This window comes from Sodalis ligni (genome assembly GCF_016865525.2).
GTDB classification, from domain to species: Bacteria; Pseudomonadota; Gammaproteobacteria; order Enterobacterales; family Enterobacteriaceae; genus Acerihabitans; species Acerihabitans ligni.
This window is the reverse complement of sequence record NZ_CP075169.1, coordinates 1-17,102: the sequence shown is the minus strand read 5'-3', so window position 1 is coordinate 17,102 and position 17,102 is coordinate 1. Positions and strand designations below refer to the sequence as shown.

The window sequence follows — 17,102 nt, the reverse complement described above, 5'->3', positions numbered from 1 at the left end:
TATCGCTGAAAGGGGAAAGAGGATGAAACCTGTTGTTGTTGCCTATAAAACATTACCTGAAGATCTGCGTCAACGCTTGGATACGCATTTTGCGGTGACAGAGTTTGAGGGATTAAGCGAAGAAAATTGCAAAAAATATGCTCAGGTACTGCAGAAAGCGCAAGGAATCATCGGTTCAGGCGGCAAATTCGATAAGCAGCGATTGAACCTGCTGCCCAGCCTTAAGGTCGCCTCCACGATATCGGCGGGCTACGATCAATTCGACGTGGAAGAAATGAGCGCACGCGGTATCGCGCTGATGCATACCCCGGACGCCTTGACTGAAACGGTGGCCGATTTGATGATGGCGCTGGTATTGTCCACCGCACGCCGGGTGGTTGATTTGGCTGAACGCACCAAAGCCGGCAAATGGCGCGACAGCGTGGATCCCAGTTGGTATGGCATCGATGTCCACCACAAGACGCTGGGTATCATCGGCATGGGGCGCATTGGCATGGCCCTGGCGCAACGGGCCCACGGGGGATTTTCCATGCCGGTTTTATACAACGCGCGCCATCGGCATGAGCAGGCGGAGCAGCGATTCAACGCCGGCTATCGTGATGTAGACAGCCTGCTGGCAGAGTCCGATTTTGTTTGCATCACCTTGCCCCTGAACGAACAGACCCACCATTTGATCGGCCGCGACCAGTTGGCGAAGATGAAACCCAGCGCCATTTTGATTAACGCCGGACGCGGCCCGGTGGTGGACGAGGAAGCCCTCATCGACGCCCTGAAAAATCATCGTATCCATGCCGCCGGCCTGGATGTCTTTGAGCACGAACCCTTGCCTGCGGATTCCGCGCTGCTGCGCTTGCCCAATGTCGTGGCATTGCCCCATGTGGGTTCCGCCACCCATGAAACACGCTATGACATGGCGGCTACAGCGGTGGAAAATCTTATTACCGCCCTGACCGGCAAAGTGGAACGAAACTGCGTCAATCCGCAGGTTATCCAGTAACCCTGAACGGTCGGATATCGCAGGAAGACGCTTATCCGACCGCACTCAGACAGGGTTATATCGCGAAGGAGCGCCATCCTGCCGTATTTTGAGTCTTAGTCTGCTTTATCGCTGCGAGGCGCCATCCGGCCGCATCCGCCCACGTTTGTGCCGCAACAAGGCAATAACGGCTAACGAACTTCTCGCGAGAGCGTATGATATGCGCTGCCGCGGCATCCCTATGCCCGTGGGATGCGCAAGACCGGTCGCAGATTTTACCGCCGGCGAAAATTGACCTTTGCCGCTATGCAGGCATGTGCTTTACTTTTAACAGCGATATGAATGGAACCAACGCGTTTTGCAAGGACCTACTGAGCAAGGAACTATGATGACCAGCCGTCACGACTATATAAAAATCAGTACCTATATTTTGATGATTTTTTTTATTGCCATCATCATCCCGCTGCATTTATTTCCCTGCTTTGTCGCCGGTTTCCTGGCCTATGAAATCATTTTCGCCATGACACCCTGGTTTGAACGCCTTATCGGCGGTACCAGGGCGAGATGGCTGGTGGTTAGTATCATTGCCGCCGTCGTGGTAATCGTGTTGACCATCGCCATCGTCAGCCTGGTGAGCTTCCTGACCTCGAACATCCAGCGCGGCATTGATATAACGTCCGAAACGAACCGGATTTTTTCCGGCATCAAAAACCGCATCCCCGCGAGTTTCCCCGCTTTCCTGCCGGAAAGCGCCGAAGAGCTTAAAAACGAAGTGTTCGCGCTGGTGGAAAAAAACCTCATCACTATCAGGAACATGGGGCGCAGCTTTCTGCATGGCTTTATCACCATTCTGATTGGCTTGATTATCGGCGCCATCATTTCTTTGAACAAACCTTCCGGACGCACTACCTACTTTCGGGAACAGCTGCTGCAGCGCATCCAGAATTTATCCAGCTCCTTTCGCAATATCGTGTTTGCGCAAATCAAGGTGTCTTTAGTCAATACTGTCCTCACGTCCATTTTGATCTTTGTTATCTTTCCCCTATTCAAGATTCATTTGCCGCTGTCCAAGACGCTGGTGGTGGCAACGTTTATTTTTGGTTTACTACCGATAATCGGGAACCTGATCTCAAATTTCATGTTTATCATCTCGGCGCTATCAATCTCCTTGCCGGTGGGCGGGGTGATGCTTTTGTACCTGATACTCATCCACAAGCTGGAGTATTTTCTCAACGCGGAGATCGTCGGTAACCGGATCCAGGCTAAATCCTGGGAGCTGCTATTGGCTATGCTGGTATTCGAAGCCGCTTTTGGATTGGAGGGACTGGTGGCTGCGCCTATCTATTACGCCTATCTTAAAACCGAGCTGCGCAGCCTGGACCTGATTTAACTTTTTTCGGCCGTTAAAATAGTGGTTGCCTGACGCAGCAAGGGCGGTATGGTATCACCACGTCCCTCATCAACCTTTAACATATAAATAACATGGCCTTTTCGCTTTTCGGAACCAAATTCACCCGCCATTCGGGCATTGCCCAGCTCATGGACGATATGAACGACGGGCTGCGCACCCCTGGGGCGATTATGCTCGGAGGGGGCAATCCTGCGGCCATTCCGGCGATGGAAACGTATTTTCATGATCTTTGCCGGTCCATGTTGGATGAAGGCACCCTAGGCGAAGCATTATGCAATTACGACGGTCCGCAGGGGAAAAACGTGTTGCTGACCGCGTTGGCGGCCTTGCTGCGCCAGGAGCTCGGCTGGGCGGTCAGCGAAAAAAATATTGCGCTGGCCAATGGCAGCCAGAGCGCTTTTTTCTATTTATTCAATCTTTTCGCGGGACGAGCGCAAGACGGCAGCTTGAAAAAGGTGCTGTTCCCGCTGGCGCCGGAATATCTGGGATATGCCGATGCCGGGTTGGAAGAAGATATGTTCGTTTCAACCAAGCCGAACATTGCCCGCTTGCCGGACGGCCAGTTTAAATACCATGTTGATTTCGAGCATCTGCAGGTGGGTGAGGATATTGGTCTGATTTGCGTTTCTCGCCCCACCAACCCCACCGGCAACGTGATTACAGACCAGGAGCTGCTGCGCCTGGATGAGCTGGCCCGACAGCACAATATTCCTTTATTAATCGACAATGCCTATGGACTGCCGTTCCCGGGTATTATCTTCAGCGAAGCCACGCCGCTGTGGAATTCCAATATCATTCTATGCATGAGTCTGTCTAAGCTGGGATTACCCGGCGTGCGCTGCGGTATTGTGATTGCCGATGAAGAGGTGATTTCCGCCATCAGCAATATGAACGGCATCATCAGCCTGGCCCCCGGCGGCCTTGGGCCGGCATTGGCCGCCGCCATGATCCGCCGTGGCGATCTGATGTCTTTGGCCACCGACGTCATTCGGCCTTTTTACCAGCGGCGCGTGACGCAGACTATCGCCACGCTGCGGCGCTATCTGCCGCCGGAGCGCTGCCTGATCCACAAACCGGAGGGGGCCATTTTTTTATGGCTGTGGTTCCAAAACCTGCCCATTACCACCGAGATGCTATATCAACGGCTGAAAATGCGCGGTGTATTAATGGTGCCGGGCCACTATTTTTTCCCCGGTCTTGAGCCGGACTGGCCCCATGCTCATCAATGCATGCGCATGAATTATGTCCCGGAGGCCGATAAAATCGAAAGGGGCATCGCCATTTTGGCGGAAGAAGTGGAGCGGGCGCACAGGGAAGCGGCCGCTGAATAATGTGTCGGTAATAGCGTCGTAGGATTGTCTTTAACGCAAAAACCGCGCCGCATCCCATCGAATAGCTCTTCGGATAGGATGTGGCGCAGTAGGTAATGTTATGCCCGCGGGCGGTTCAGCCCTTGCACACCTGGGGCGTACAACGCGGTCGTATGTTTTATTGCCCGTCCGCCTGGTGTTCCAGCACCGGGGACCGTTCGCCGCTGCTGATGGCGATACGGCGGGGCTGCAAGGATTCGGGAACATGGCGTTCCAAATCGATATGCAATAAGCCGTTGGTAAATTCGGCGTGGGTTATCGACATATGTTCGGCCAGGGTAAAGCTCAGGGAGAAAGGCTTGCTGACCAGGCCATGATGGAGATATTCCACCTTCTTCTCCGGCACCAAGGGTTTGCCGGCGATGCTTAAACGCGGGCCTTCAACCTCGATAGTCAGATCTTCCTGCCGGAACCCGGCCAATGCCAGCGAAATGCGATAATGGTTATCGTCGCTTTTTTCGATGTTATAGGGCGGGAAGCTAAAGTCATCCTGATTGCCCTGCATGCTGCTGGCTAATTTATCAAAACCGATCCACTGGCGTAATAGTGGAGAGAGATCATAGTTACGCATCATATTTACTCCTTCTTTGAAGCGAGATAATCTGTAATACCCTTTATCTTTAGGGTATATAGATAGGGTTAAGCTTGCCCCCGTTTTCGGCAGGCGGATGTTATTACATACTGTGGCTGCGGACCGCGGCCGGTTTACTTGATTTCAATACGGCGCGGTTTCAAAGTTTCCGGAACCACACGCTCTAAATCGATATAGAGCAATCCATTTTCCAAATTTGCGCCTTTAATTTGGATATGTTCAGCTAATTGGAATTTACGTTCGAAATTGCGCTCGGCGATGCCTTGATACAAATAGTTGCGTTCCGTGGGCTCGTCCCCATGGGCTCCTTTTACCGTCAACAGGTTGTCATGGGCGGTAATATCGAGCTCATGTTCGGCAAAACCTGCTACAGCAATGGCAATGCGATATTGGTTTTCATTTACCAATTCCACATTATAGGAGGATAACCGCCGTTACTTTGGGTCTGCCCGGATTCAAGCAGGTTGACCAGCCGATCAAAACCAATGGCCGAACGGTAGAGAGGTGATAAATCAAAATTACGCATGGTTAAAGCCTCCAACAATCAGCGAGGTGGTAAACAACCTTCCGGATGGACAGGTCGGTGACCAAATACCCTTACGGCATATTTTTCCCGGCCACAACTATAAAGTGGCGCCGGCCGTAATTTTTTCAAGGGGGAATACGAAAAAAATATCGCAGATTGAGGGAAATCAGATTGAGAAGAGTTTATTATAACTTACACTGAATAGGCCGTAGCAGCAGCATATTTACTCATTCCGACTAATGCGTAGCCATCAAATTATTATGACAAAAATGGATGCAGAGAAACTATGTTAAAACAGACATTGCTCTTTCTCACGGCAAGCTGCGCATTAATGGGCAGCACAGGGTGTTCAAGTGTGATGACCCATACCGGCCCCAACCAGGGTTATTATCCCGGAACCCGAGCCAGCATGGCAGTATTGGAAGATGACGATACTAATTGGAGCATGATCCCCTTTGCGGCAATTGATTTACCGTTTTCCGCGGTGCTCGACACCATGCTGCTGCCCTATGATTACCTGCGCCGAAACAGCGATAAACGCCTTGACTCACCCCGAGAACGCATGCTGCATGGCGCCTCCTCAGCCAACGCTGATAATCCCCCCGCCGCCAATTAGCCTGATTAGCCAGGGTAACGGCGAATTTTTTTTATCCGCCGCCATCGCTTTCGCTGTCAGCACCAGGGACGCATTATCTTCACCGCCTGCTGCAAATCCTCATACATGCGCAGATAAACCTGATATTTCGCCTGGTGGAAAGCGGCTTGGCCGGCATCCGCTGCACATATTGATCCGGGCCGCACCAGCGCCTTGGCGGCCTCGGTCAAGGTGGGATAAGCTTGAGCGGCAACCGCCCCCAATAACGCGGCCCCCAGCGTCACCACATCGTCTTCCGCCGACAACTCTATATCGCAACCGGTGACATTGGCATACTCACGCAGCCACAGGGGATTCTTTGTCGCACCGCCGCATATCATCAACCGGGTAATGTGATGACCGGCCTGATTCATGGCATCGATAATATGGCGGGTACCATAGGCAATGGACTGAAGCGTGGCGAGATAGAGCCGGGCCAGGGCATCCGGTCCCTCTTCAAGGGTAAGGCCGATAACCGCGCCGCGGGCCCGGGGGTTGGAGCGGGGGGAACGGTTGCCGTAGTGATCCGCCAACACATGCAGCTGCCGGGTGGGCAGGGGTTCCCGCTGTTCCAGAGCGGCCACCCATCGATTAAGCAGGGTATATTCATTGCAGTGTTCCAGCGCCGCTTGCTGCTGCAGGAGCGGCCAGGCGGCATGTTGCCGCAGCGTCCAGTCCACCAGGGCCCCGGCGGCGCTTTGCCCCCCCTCGCTAAGCCACCAATCCGGCAACATCGCGCCCCAATACGGTCCCCAGACACCGGGAACATGTATCTCTTTTTGATTTACCAGCATATGGCAGTTAGACGTACCGCTGATAATCGCCAGCGTCCCTTCGGGACGTGAGCTCACCAGCGCCAGGCCGCCGGCATGGGCATCTATAATGCCGCCGGCCACGATAACAGCGGTTGTCAGGCCGCATTGGCTTGCCGCCGTTTCGCTCAGGGTGCCTGCCGGTTGGCCCAGTTCAAGGATGGTTGACGGCACTTTTTCCAATAAATCCGTTAATCCGACGGCCTGTAAAAGCGATGTGCTAAAGCGGTGCTCATGGGCCAGATAGTTCCATTTGCAGGTCAGGGTGCACACACTGGCAACATCGGCGCCGGTGGCGCGCCATACCAGAAAATCAGCCAAATCAAACAGGCGCCGGGCGCGCTGGTATCGATCGGGGAAATGCCGCTTAAGCCATAATACTTTCGGCAGCTCCATTTCAACGCTCACCGCTCCGCCCACGTAGGCAAGCGCTTCATCGCCGGTGGCATTAATTGCCTGAGCTTCCTCTACCGCCCGATGATCCATCCACATGACGATATCGCGCTCGGCTTCCCCGCCTTCAGATACGGAAATACCTTGCCCGCTGTCATCCACCATCACCAGCGAGCAGGTGGCGTCAAAGCCCAGCGAAACCACCGAGTCCGACGCTACCCCGGCCTCTTTTACCGCCTCTTTGATGGCCTCACAGGCCTGAGACCAGATTTGCCGTGATGATTGCTCCACCACGCCCGGGCGCGGGTGATATTGTTGAATCGGGCGGACAGCAAAAGCCAGCCGCTGACCCTGCCCGTCAAAAATGCCCGCGCGGACGCTGGCGGATCCCACATCCACGCCGATAAAACATGGGTTTTTCATAGATTTCTCCATAACTACCACGAGTTAGCATTCTAACCAAAGAGTATGATGAACAACAAAATATTTAACAAAAAACTGTGAGATGGATCTAGCATACCCGCTATTGATGGAATCTTTATTGAAAAAAAATTTATATATTCTGTGTTATATTTTTTAACCATAAAAAGGAAGAAATTTGTTGGCAATTAATTCATTAAAAACAGTTATTTTACCTTATTTAAGTTAAGACTTATTATAACAATTAAACAGTATAATAACATTATGGAGATAAATAAAAATGAACACTATAGGTTCCCTTGTCGGTTGGGAAAAAACTCATGGGGAAGGTTACGATGTCAGTTTTAATGGCAATTATGTTGAGCTGAAGATGGGACTCAAAGAAGCTTACAATGTAGATATGAAATCCCATGAAACGCACCAGCATCAAGGTGGGAGCAGCGAAAAACATACAAAAAACATATATATTTTTAATAGCTTGGTTCAGTCAAACCGTTCTGAACAAGAGTTATCAAAAAAAGAGGATAACCTTCCTCTTGATTTATCCATAGCAAGAAAAAACGACCTTTGTTATGGTGAAGATAACAAACCTTCCTCATCATTTCAGATTAAAAAAGCAAAAGATTTATTACTTCAAACGCAACATGGCTTTAAACTTAAAAAATAATAAGCCGCATCACCGCCGTAATGCCAGCCATAAAGCAAGAAGCCGTGATGAACAGTGTTCTATCGTGCTTGAGGCTTGCCACCCATATTCTAACTGTAGCAAGGTGGCTAAAATACACGACATTCCGCATCAATATATATTTGCATGGTGTAAAAGCATTTTTCCATGTCCATCACAGAGTTAAAAAATTCTGGAATATATTTATCAAAATCCTTCACCTAATCAAATTCCCTTTTGGCACTGGATACCATAATTCATTCTTCTGAGTTAGAAAAAAGAAAAATTTTACTACATTAGAAAAGAAAAGATTATTCAGGAAGCTTGCGGCATTAAAAATCCTGTATATGAGGTCGCCAAACATTACAATATTGGTGGTTCTATCATTCACCGCTGGTGTAGAGAAATACACAACATGACTTTAGAAAATTATAGAAAAATAGGTTATAAATCCGAGACTGACAAAGCAAAAAATACCGAATAATTGTGGTTAGGAACCTTTATGGACAAGGCCAAACACATATTAATAATTAGTTGCATATAATGAAGGAGATCAACCAATATGAACAATATTGATATATCGTCCTCGGCTGAATGCTATCAAAAGTAGGTTCGAATTTTAAACTAACTTAAAACTGTGCGGAGAAAATTCATTTCAATTAGGGCAACCAATAATAATTCCGCGCCGTATAAAGTGAGTTGCCCGGCAATAAGTAAAAAGTGCAGCGTGCTTGAATAGTCATAGAAACCTGCATTCCCTTTCATCCATCAAGGCAAAAGGATATGAATGATAAAATTGTGGATAATTTTTCTCTTAGCTTAACCTTACCAAAAATTTACCAGAAAGCTTGCACGCCGCTGCAGATAGATTAAATAGCGCTGCTCCTATCGCCCCAAACCATCAAAATAACCATGATTCCAGTGAGGGAATATATAAAATATTGATAAAGCCGATATTAACAACAAATGTGTAATGATAATAAGGGCACGTTTTCCCGACACCAGTTGCAATTGGGTGCAAAACAGCATAATATACGGCGTCAATATCTTTCGAATTAGAGCCAGGAAATGTATGGTATATCTATAAAAATAAAGGAACTTTTGAAGTTAAATATCAATAATGACAAACACAATAAATCAACCTTATAAGAAGTCGCGTCACAGGTAAGGTTAGAAAGAAAACCAAGTCATACCAATGCGAAACAAAAATTCGATATAGAATTTAAAAACCAGTTATCAATGAGGTCTGTACAAGCAATGGTTATGTTAAAAATATCGCAGAGAAGTATAAAATACCTATTTACATCATCTATAAATGGTGTCAAATAATATATAAGGTAACGCTAAGTGAACAGAGAATAAGACTGAGTCTGACTTCCCAAAATGACCATAACCTTTATGTCATAACGGTGGAAGCCTTGGTTATTTGAGATTAACGCGTTAACCGGCACATCCTGAGATTTGTGGCATAGCATTCAGGCACCTCTTCGCCATGTTTCATCCCCTTTCTCTAGGGGACGCCGCTCTGATTGTCGTTTTCGCGTCATGCCCCAATGCTAACGGGAATTCAGTACAAATTTCTCGATTGCCACCGCAACGCCGTCTTCCAGATTGCTTTTGGTCACGAACTGGCTGGCGGCTTTAACTTCATCAATGCCATTCCCCATCGCCACGCCAATGCCGGCATACTTAATCATTGCTAAATCATTCGCCTGATCTCCGATCGTCATTACCTCATCAGCCTTGATATGCAGATGCTCCGCCAATGCCTTGACGCCCTCGCCTTTATTCGCCTCTTTGCGCAACAACTCCAGGTAATATTCGGCGCTTTTCATAATGGTATATCTGTCAAAGGCTTCCTGCGGGATCTGGCTGATGGCGTGGTCCAAGATAGCCGGCTCATCAACCATCATCACTTTAGGAAACCGGAGACCCCGGTCCATTTCATCTACCCGGCGGAATTTTAACGGCATACCGGTCAGAAAAGCTTCAAAAACGGTATAGCGGCCGATATCCCGATTTGCCGTATAGAGTGTGGAGAAAGTCAGCGCGTGAAAATGCACACCAAGCTGTCGTGATAACGCCTCGAAATAAAGATAATCGTCAAAATCGAGGGTAATTTCCGATACGCGATCACCGTTAACCGTCCGCTGGACCAGCGCGCCGTTATTGGTAATGCAGTAATGCCCTTCCTGTTGTAAATCCAGCTCAAGCAGGTAGCGCTGTATGCCGATAAAGGGCCGGCCGGTGGCCAAGACAACATAGACACCCTTATCCCGCGCTGCGCTTATGGCGCGTTTAACCGCGGGGTTATCTCATGTTTATGATTTAACAGGGTCCCGTCCATATCTATTGCTATAAGTTTTATCGTCATTGCACCCTCTTTAGGCGGTGGCGGAAAGCCAGAATAAGTCGCCATTCCGTCATCACTCAATCATCATACTAAACCAACCGATAATAGCGCAAATCCACCGCTTACGGTGAATGTTTCGTGTTGATTCCGGTTTGCAGGCATCCCTGAAGGTAAATATGCTCACAGATTGCGTTGCCGGTAATTAGACTGAAAGATATTTCAATGGGCTCATGATTTTATCCTTGAATATTAAAGATACATCAGACTATTAAATTAATATTGATTTAACCCATTATTATGAAATATTTCTAACCTTCTTTCATTAGACTTCTTATGCGGATAATTTATTATTGATTGCCGTCATTGAGTGACATAAAAAGTAGCAAACCCAAAGGAAGGGAATATATGAAAACAAAATCACTGGTGAAGATTAAACCGGAAAATGGAAAGCTGCGCGTCGAAGTATGGCTATTCGAGCCAAGGGCTATCACGTGTTATATCATCGAGGGCACTCTTTTTCGAACGATGACGAGATCGCGAGTTGTTCATTGATACTAATTCATTTGATATTTTATTAGTTATAATTAAATCATATTATTATCTAAGGAAACGCCGCGCCAAATAATGGCGCGGCAGTTACCGTTGTCGTTCCATTTAAAGTGACTTGCCCTAACTCGACAACGTTGACATTATATAAGAAGTTGAGTAGACGTGTAAATATCCGAACTAGCAAAACACAACTATAAAATAGTAAACACATAATAGAGATTATATATACTTATATTATATAAATTCAAATGATTCATAACCATAAATTTAAAAGAAAGGCAGCCAACGGCCGCCTTTTTTGTTTTCAGCGCCAATCAAAAGCTGACCGCCGCTATCGATAAACGTTAAATATCGATATTAGCCGCTTTCAACGCATTCTCTTCAATGAAGGCGCGCCGCGGTTCCACCGCATCACCCATCAGGGTGGTAAATAGCTGATCGGCGGCAATAGCGTCTTTGACGGTCACCCGCAGCATGCGGCGGCTTTCCGGATCCATGGTGGTTTCCCACAGCTGCTCCGGATTCATTTCACCCAGCCCTTTATAACGTTGTATGGCCAGACCGCGCCGTGACTCTTTTACCAGCCAGTCCAACGCCTGCTCAAAGGTGGTAACCGGCAGGCGCCGTTCACCCCGCTCCACAAAAGCGTCTGATTCTATCAGGCCGCGCAGTTTTTCACCCAACGAGCAAAGCTTGCGATATTCTCCGCCGTGAACAAACTCGAAATCCATCACATAATCGGTATCCACGCCATGGGTACGAATCTTCAGCACCGCCTCGTACAGCTGGCGTTCACGGTTTTCGCGCACGGTATAGCTATAGCTGCTGCCATGTTTTTCGTTCTGATTGAGATCGTTCACCAAGGCGCCGATCCAACTTGCCACATGCTCTTGGTTCGCCAGATCCGGCTCATGGAGCGTCGGCTGATAGATCAAATGATTCAACAAGGCGCGCGGATAACGACGCTCCATACGGCCAATCATCTTTTGCACCGCATAATGCTCGGCAACCAGTTTTTCCAGCGGCTCGCCGGCCAATGCCGGGGCATGCTCGTTGGGATGAACCGCGGCACCGTCCATCGCCAGCGATATCTGATATTGATCCATGGCATCATCATCCTTGATGTACTGTTCTTGCTTGCCTTTCTTGACCTTGTATAACGGAGGCTGGGCGATATAGACATGTCCGCGCTCAACGATTTCGGGCATTTGACGATAAAAGAAGGTCAGCAGCAGGGTGCGGATATGGGAGCCATCCACATCGGCATCGGTCATAATGATGATATTGTGATAACGCAGTTTATCGGGATTGTATTCATCCCGGCCGATACCGCAGCCCAGCGCGGTAATCAGCGTCGCCACTTCCTGAGAAGAGAGCATCTTGTCAAAACGCGCTTTCTCCACATTAAGGATTTTCCCTTTCAGCGGCAAAATCGCCTGATTTTTACGGTTCCGGCCCTGTTTGGCCGAACCGCCCGCCGAGTCCCCTTCCACCAGATAAAGTTCTGACAGCGCCGGATCCCGCTCCTGACAGTCCGCCAGCTTGCCCGGCAACCCCGCCAAATCCAATGCCCCTTTACGCCGGGTCATTTCCCGCGCTTTGCGCGCCGCTTCACGGGCGCGGGCGGCATCTATAATCTTGCCCACCACGATCTTGGCATCGGTGGGGTTTTCCAGCAGATAGGCCACCAGCCGCTCATTCATCTGCGTCTCCACCGCGGTTTTCACCTCGGAGGAAACCAGCTTGTCCTTGGTCTGGGAGGAGAATTTCGGGTCCGGCACTTTTACCGACACCACGGCTATCAATCCTTCACGGGCGTCATCGCCGGTGGCGCTGACCTTCGCTTTTTTGCTGTAACCCTCTTTGTCCATATAGGAGTTCAGGGTACGGGTCATTGCGGCACGGAATCCCACCAAATGGGTACCGCCATCGCGCTGGGGAATATTGTTAGTGAAGCAATAAATATTTTCCTGGAAGCCGTCATTCCACTGCAGGGCGACTTCCACGCCGATACCGTCTTTTTCCGTGGAAAAATAGAATACCGTAGGATGAATCGGCGTCTTGTTTTTATTCAGGTATTCAACAAAGGCTTTGATACCGCCTTGATAATGAAAAAGATCTTCTTTATCGGTCCGTTTATCCACCAAACGGATGGCCACGCCGGAATTGAGGAAAGACAATTCCCGCAGGCGCTTGGCCAGTATTTCATACTGGAATTCGGTATTGTTGGTGAACGTCTCCAGGCTCGGCCAGAAACGCACGGTGGTCCCGGTTTGATCGGTTTCGCCGACGATGGCCAGCGGGGCCTGCGGTATGCCGCCTTTATAGGTCTGCTCATGGACTTTGCCTTCGCGGCGAACCACCAGTTCCAGCTTTTCCGACAAGGCATTGACGACCGATACGCCCACGCCGTGCAAACCGCCGGACACCTTATAGGAATTGTCATCGAACTTACCGCCGGCGTGAAGCACGGTCATGATGACTTCAACGGCGGAGATACCTTCTTCCTCATGGATGCCGGTGGGAATACCGCGCCCGTCATCCTGAACCGATACAGAGTTATCTTCATGAATGATAACGACAATTTCTTTACAATAGCCGGCGAGGGCTTCGTCGATAGCGTTGTCCACAACCTCGAATACCATATGGTGCAGACCGGTGCCGTCATCCGTATCACCGATATACATTCCCGGACGTTTACGCACTGCGTCCAGTCCCTTGAGTACTTTGATACTTGAGGAGTCATAAGAATTCGACATCAACGTTTCTCGCTCATTTTAAACTTCGGATTGAATACGTATTTTACCTTGTTCCACCAGGAACATCCTGCCCTTTTCATCCGTAATATCACGGATTTGTTCAGCGCTCAGCGCGCTGACGAAAACCTGGGCCCGGGTGGCTTTCAAGCGCTCCGCCAGCAGCCTGCGGCGGCCGGCGTCCAGCTCTGAGGCAAAGTCATCTATCAAATAGAGGCACTGTCTACCGCTCTGGCGGGTCAGAAACTCGCCTTGCGCCAAGCGCAAGGCGCACATCAATAATTTCAATTGGCCGCGGGACAGCAAATCCTCAACCGGGACTCCCTCGGCGCGGATGCGAAAATCCGCCTTGTGCGGGCCGGACGCAGTATATGTCAATGCCCGATCGCGCTCAAACTGCCGTTCCAGCAGATCGCCGTAGTCACTTTCGCGATCCCAGCCGCGCTGAAAACTGAAGTCCAGTTGGAACTCCGGTAAAAACAAGGCGCAGGTCGCAGTGATATCCACTGCTATCGCTTCGCTGTACAGGGCCCGCCAGCGGCTTATCAGCGCCGCCAGGGGGATCAATTCCTGATCCCAGGCGCGCAGCTGCGCATAACGACTTACCTGGCGTAAAGCCGCATTTCGCTGTTTGAGCAAACGCTTCAGGTTACTCCAGGCGGTGAAAAAACCCGGCTCGTTATGAAAACACCCCCAGTCCATAAAGGCACGACGGTATTTCGGACCGCCGTTCAGCAGGGTGAATCCCTCCGGCGTAATGAGCTGCATAGGCAACAGCTGGGCGAGCTCAGCGACTTTATGCCCGTCGCTGCCATCAATGCGTACCCGGTTATCCCCCAGCCGGTTTTTACTCAGACCCACCGACGTTTGCCGCGAGTCCGACCCCATCCCGTCTATCCGGCCATGCAGCATAAACTCCGGCTGCTCGTGACGAATAACGCGCCCCACCTGCAAGCTGCGGAATGCCCGGCCATGTCCGAGGGTATAAATGGCTTCCAGGACGCTGGTTTTTCCGCTTCCGTTGGCACCGACCAAAAAATTGAAATCAGCGGCCGGGGCCAAATCGGCGGACTCGATATTACGAAAATCACGGATGAGAAGACGCGATAGGGCCATTCAGTCACACTACCTTACCACATCTCTAGAGACGCATCGGCATAACAACATAGGCCGCCGCCTGGCTGGCGCAGTCTTCGATTTGCACGCTCGACACCCCATCGGTCAGCAATAACCGGACCTGTTCACTTTTCAACGCGTTAAGCACATCCAGCACATAACTGACGTTAAAACCAATTTCCATTTCAGTGCCCTGATAGGAGACGTCCAGAATTTCCTCAGCCTCTTCCTGTTCAGGATTATTGGCGGTGATTTTCAGCTGATCGTTGCTCAGATACAGGCGCACGCCGCGGAATTTTTCGTTGGACAGAATGGCCGCGCGGGCAAAAGCCTGCTTAAGCACATCACAACCGGCTTCCAGGGTCTTGTCCGGGTTTTTCGGCAGCACCCGGCGATAATCGGGAAAACGGCCGTCAACCAGTTTTGAGGTAAAGATATAATCACCGAGGCTGGCGCGGATATTATTGCTGCCGATTTGCAGCGTTAACGGCGTTTCGCCGCCATCCAGCATCCTCACCAGCTCCATCACCCCTTTACGAGGCACGATCACCGAATGGGTCGGCAGCGCCTGTCCCACCGGCATGGAACATACCGCCAGGCGATGCCCGTCGGTGGCGACGGTACGCAGCTCTTCGCCCTCGGTCTCGAACAGCATGCCGTTCAGATAGTATCGCACGTCCTGATGCGCCATGGAGAACTGGGTGGATTCAATCAACCGTTTCAGCGTGGCCTGGGGCAAGGTGAATTCAACCTCGCTTTGCCAGTCATCAAGATTGGGGAAATCGGTGGCGGGCAGGGTGGACAGGGAAAAACGGCTGCGTCCTGACCGGATCAGCATGCGTTCGTTTTCCTGCGTCACGGTAATTTCCGCCCCATCGGGCAGACCACGGCAAATATCGAAGAATTTGCGCGCGGGCACGGTGGTGGCGCCGGGCTCATGGGATTGGGACAGGGCGACTTGCGCCACCATTTCCATCTCCAGATCGGTACCGGTCAGCGATAGCCGATCTTCCGCCACCTGCAACAATAAGTTGCCCAGGATCGGTAGGGTGGGTCGCCCGCCTAACGGGCTGCTAACCTGTTGCAGAGGTTTAAGCAGATGCTCGCGTTCAACGATAAATTTCATAGTTAGGAAGATAATGTTCTGATTAAGTTGGAGAAATCTTCTTTTATATCGTGACTTTCTTCACGCAACTGCTCGATCTTGCGGCAGGCGTGCAACACGGTAGTATGATCGCGCCCGCCGAAAGCGTCGCCGATCTCCGGCAGGCTATGATTGGTCAATTCTTTCGACAGCGCCATAGCCATTTGCCTGGGCCGCGCCACCGAACGGGATCGCCGTTTCGACAGCAGATCGGCCACTTTGATTTTATAATATTCCGCCACGGTTTTCTGGATATTATCGATGGTGACGAGTTTTTCCTGCAGGGCCAGCAAATCCCGCAGCGCTTCGCGCACAAAATCAATGGTAATGGCCCGGCCGGTGAAATTGGCGTTGGCAATGACCCGATTCAACGCTCCTTCCAGTTCGCGAACATTGGAACGTAAGCGCTTGGCGATAAAAAACGCCACTTCTCCCGGCAGCCGGATGTCGTTTTCATCGGCTTTTTTCATCAGAATGGCCACGCGGGTTTCCAGCTCAGGCGGCTCGATGGCCACCGTCAGGCCCCAGCCGAAACGCGACTTCAAACGATCTTCCACGCCGTTAATCTCTTTGGGATAGCGATCGGACGTCAGAATGATCTGCTGGTTGCCTTCCAGCAAGGCATTGAAGGTGTGGAAAAACTCTTCCTGCGAACGCTCTTTATTGGCAAAAAACTGAATATCATCAATAAGAAGGGCGTCCACGGAGCGATAATAGCGTTTAAACTCCTCGATAGCGTTATTCTGCAGCGCTTTCACCATATCCTGCACAAAGCGCTCGGAATGCATATAGACCACCTTGGCATTGGCTTTACGGGCCATTATGCCGTTGCCCACCGCATGCAGCAGATGCGTTTTACCCAGGCCCGTCCCGCCGTACAGAAACAGCGGGTTGTAAGCACCGCCGGGATTGTCCGCCACCTGCCGCGCCGCCGCGCGCGCCAGCTGGTTGGATTTCCCTTCGACAAAGTTATCGAAATTGTGCTTGGGATTGACATTCGAACGATATGACAGCTCCGGCTGCACCGGCGAACTGTCCCAGCTTGGCCGCATGGGCCTGGGACGGGCCGCCTGCACCGGCGCCTCATTGACATGGTTCACCGGCTGCGGATTGACCACCACCGATAACGGCGGCTTGCTTCCTACTTCAAATCGCAGCAAAGGCGCATCGGTACCGCAAAAATCATTTAACAACCCATTGATGTTATTCAAATACTTATCGCGCACCCAGTCCAGGACAAATCGGTTGGGGGCGTACAATGCCAGAGTGTTGTCACTCAGTTCCGCCTGAAGAGGGCGTATCCACATACTGAATTCTGTGGCAGGTAACTCATCCTGTAGTCGGGCAAGACATTGCTGCCAAAGCGAAAGTGACACGGCGGACTCC

General features: G+C 50.5%; 11 protein-coding genes and 2 pseudogenes. 5 read left to right on the top strand and 8 right to left on the bottom strand.

Translation table 11 applies throughout. The features are described 5' to 3' along the window. Positions 1-22 precede the first annotated feature (22 nt). The 3 genes from ghrB to GTU79_RS00055 all read left to right on the top strand — a co-directional run bounded on the left by ghrB (position 23) and on the right by GTU79_RS00055 (position 3,718). Positions 23-997 carry a glyoxylate/hydroxypyruvate reductase GhrB gene (ghrB, locus tag GTU79_RS00065; protein ID WP_203524275.1) on the top strand — a complete coding sequence of 325 codons (975 nt, stop codon included), beginning with the start codon at positions 23-25 and terminating at the stop codon, positions 995-997. Positions 998-1,364: 367 nt separating this feature from the next. Beyond that, a complete protein-coding gene (locus GTU79_RS00060; protein WP_132927929.1) occupies positions 1,365-2,366 on the top strand; it encodes an AI-2E family transporter in 1,002 nt (333 codons plus the stop codon). A gap of 92 nt (positions 2,367-2,458) precedes the next feature. Further along, positions 2,459-3,718: a valine--pyruvate transaminase gene (locus tag GTU79_RS00055; RefSeq protein ID WP_132924054.1), complete on the top strand. Its 1,260-nt coding sequence runs from the start codon at positions 2,459-2,461 to the stop codon at positions 3,716-3,718. A gap of 157 nt (positions 3,719-3,875) precedes the next feature. On the opposite strand, the gene ibpB is transcribed toward GTU79_RS00055, so the two are convergent. Then, positions 3,876-4,328 carry a small heat shock chaperone IbpB gene (ibpB, locus tag GTU79_RS00050; RefSeq protein ID WP_203524311.1) on the bottom strand — a complete coding sequence of 151 codons (453 nt, stop codon included), beginning with the start codon at positions 4,326-4,328 and terminating at the stop codon, positions 3,876-3,878. Between the two features lie 134 nt (positions 4,329-4,462). Then, positions 4,463-4,875, bottom strand: a pseudogene (ibpA, locus tag GTU79_RS00045) (small heat shock chaperone IbpA). A gap of 286 nt (positions 4,876-5,161) precedes the next feature. On the opposite strand from ibpA, the gene GTU79_RS00040 reads away from it, so the two are divergent. Further along, the gene (locus GTU79_RS00040) at positions 5,162-5,491 is read left to right on the top strand and encodes a YceK/YidQ family lipoprotein (protein WP_132924056.1); all 330 of its coding nucleotides are present in this window, start codon (positions 5,162-5,164) and stop codon (positions 5,489-5,491) included. A 56-nt stretch (positions 5,492-5,547) separates the two neighbouring features. Here GTU79_RS00040 and GTU79_RS00035 read toward each other — a convergent pair whose 3' ends face one another. Further along, positions 5,548-7,137 carry an FGGY-family carbohydrate kinase gene (locus GTU79_RS00035; protein ID WP_203524274.1) on the bottom strand — a complete coding sequence of 530 codons (1,590 nt, stop codon included), beginning with the start codon at positions 7,135-7,137 and terminating at the stop codon, positions 5,548-5,550. A gap of 277 nt (positions 7,138-7,414) precedes the next feature. On the opposite strand from GTU79_RS00035, the gene GTU79_RS00030 reads away from it, so the two are divergent. After that, positions 7,415-7,801, top strand: a complete 387-nt coding sequence (locus tag GTU79_RS00030; RefSeq protein WP_214513615.1) for a hypothetical protein — start codon at positions 7,415-7,417, stop codon at positions 7,799-7,801. Positions 7,802-9,354: 1,553 nt separating this feature from the next. Here GTU79_RS00030 and yidA read toward each other — a convergent pair. The 5 genes and pseudogenes from yidA to dnaA form a co-directional block, all read right to left on the bottom strand. Beyond that, positions 9,355-10,172 (bottom strand): annotated as a pseudogene (gene yidA / locus GTU79_RS00025) (sugar-phosphatase). Between the two features lie 872 nt (positions 10,173-11,044). Beyond that, complete coding sequence (gene gyrB / locus GTU79_RS00020; RefSeq protein WP_203524271.1) at positions 11,045-13,459, bottom strand: DNA topoisomerase (ATP-hydrolyzing) subunit B; 2,415 nt, start codon at positions 13,457-13,459, stop codon at positions 11,045-11,047. A gap of 18 nt (positions 13,460-13,477) precedes the next feature. Next, positions 13,478-14,572, bottom strand: a complete 1,095-nt coding sequence (gene recF, locus GTU79_RS00015) for a DNA replication/repair protein RecF (protein ID WP_132924061.1) — start codon at positions 14,570-14,572, stop codon at positions 13,478-13,480. 25 nt (positions 14,573-14,597) lie between these two features. Continuing rightward, complete coding sequence (gene dnaN / locus GTU79_RS00010) at positions 14,598-15,698, bottom strand: DNA polymerase III subunit beta (RefSeq protein WP_203524270.1); 1,101 nt, start codon at positions 15,696-15,698, stop codon at positions 14,598-14,600. Between the two features lie 2 nt (positions 15,699-15,700). After that, positions 15,701-17,092: a chromosomal replication initiator protein DnaA gene (gene dnaA / locus GTU79_RS00005; RefSeq protein WP_132924063.1), complete on the bottom strand. Its 1,392-nt coding sequence runs from the start codon at positions 17,090-17,092 to the stop codon at positions 15,701-15,703. Between the last annotated feature and the right edge of the window lie 10 nt (positions 17,093-17,102).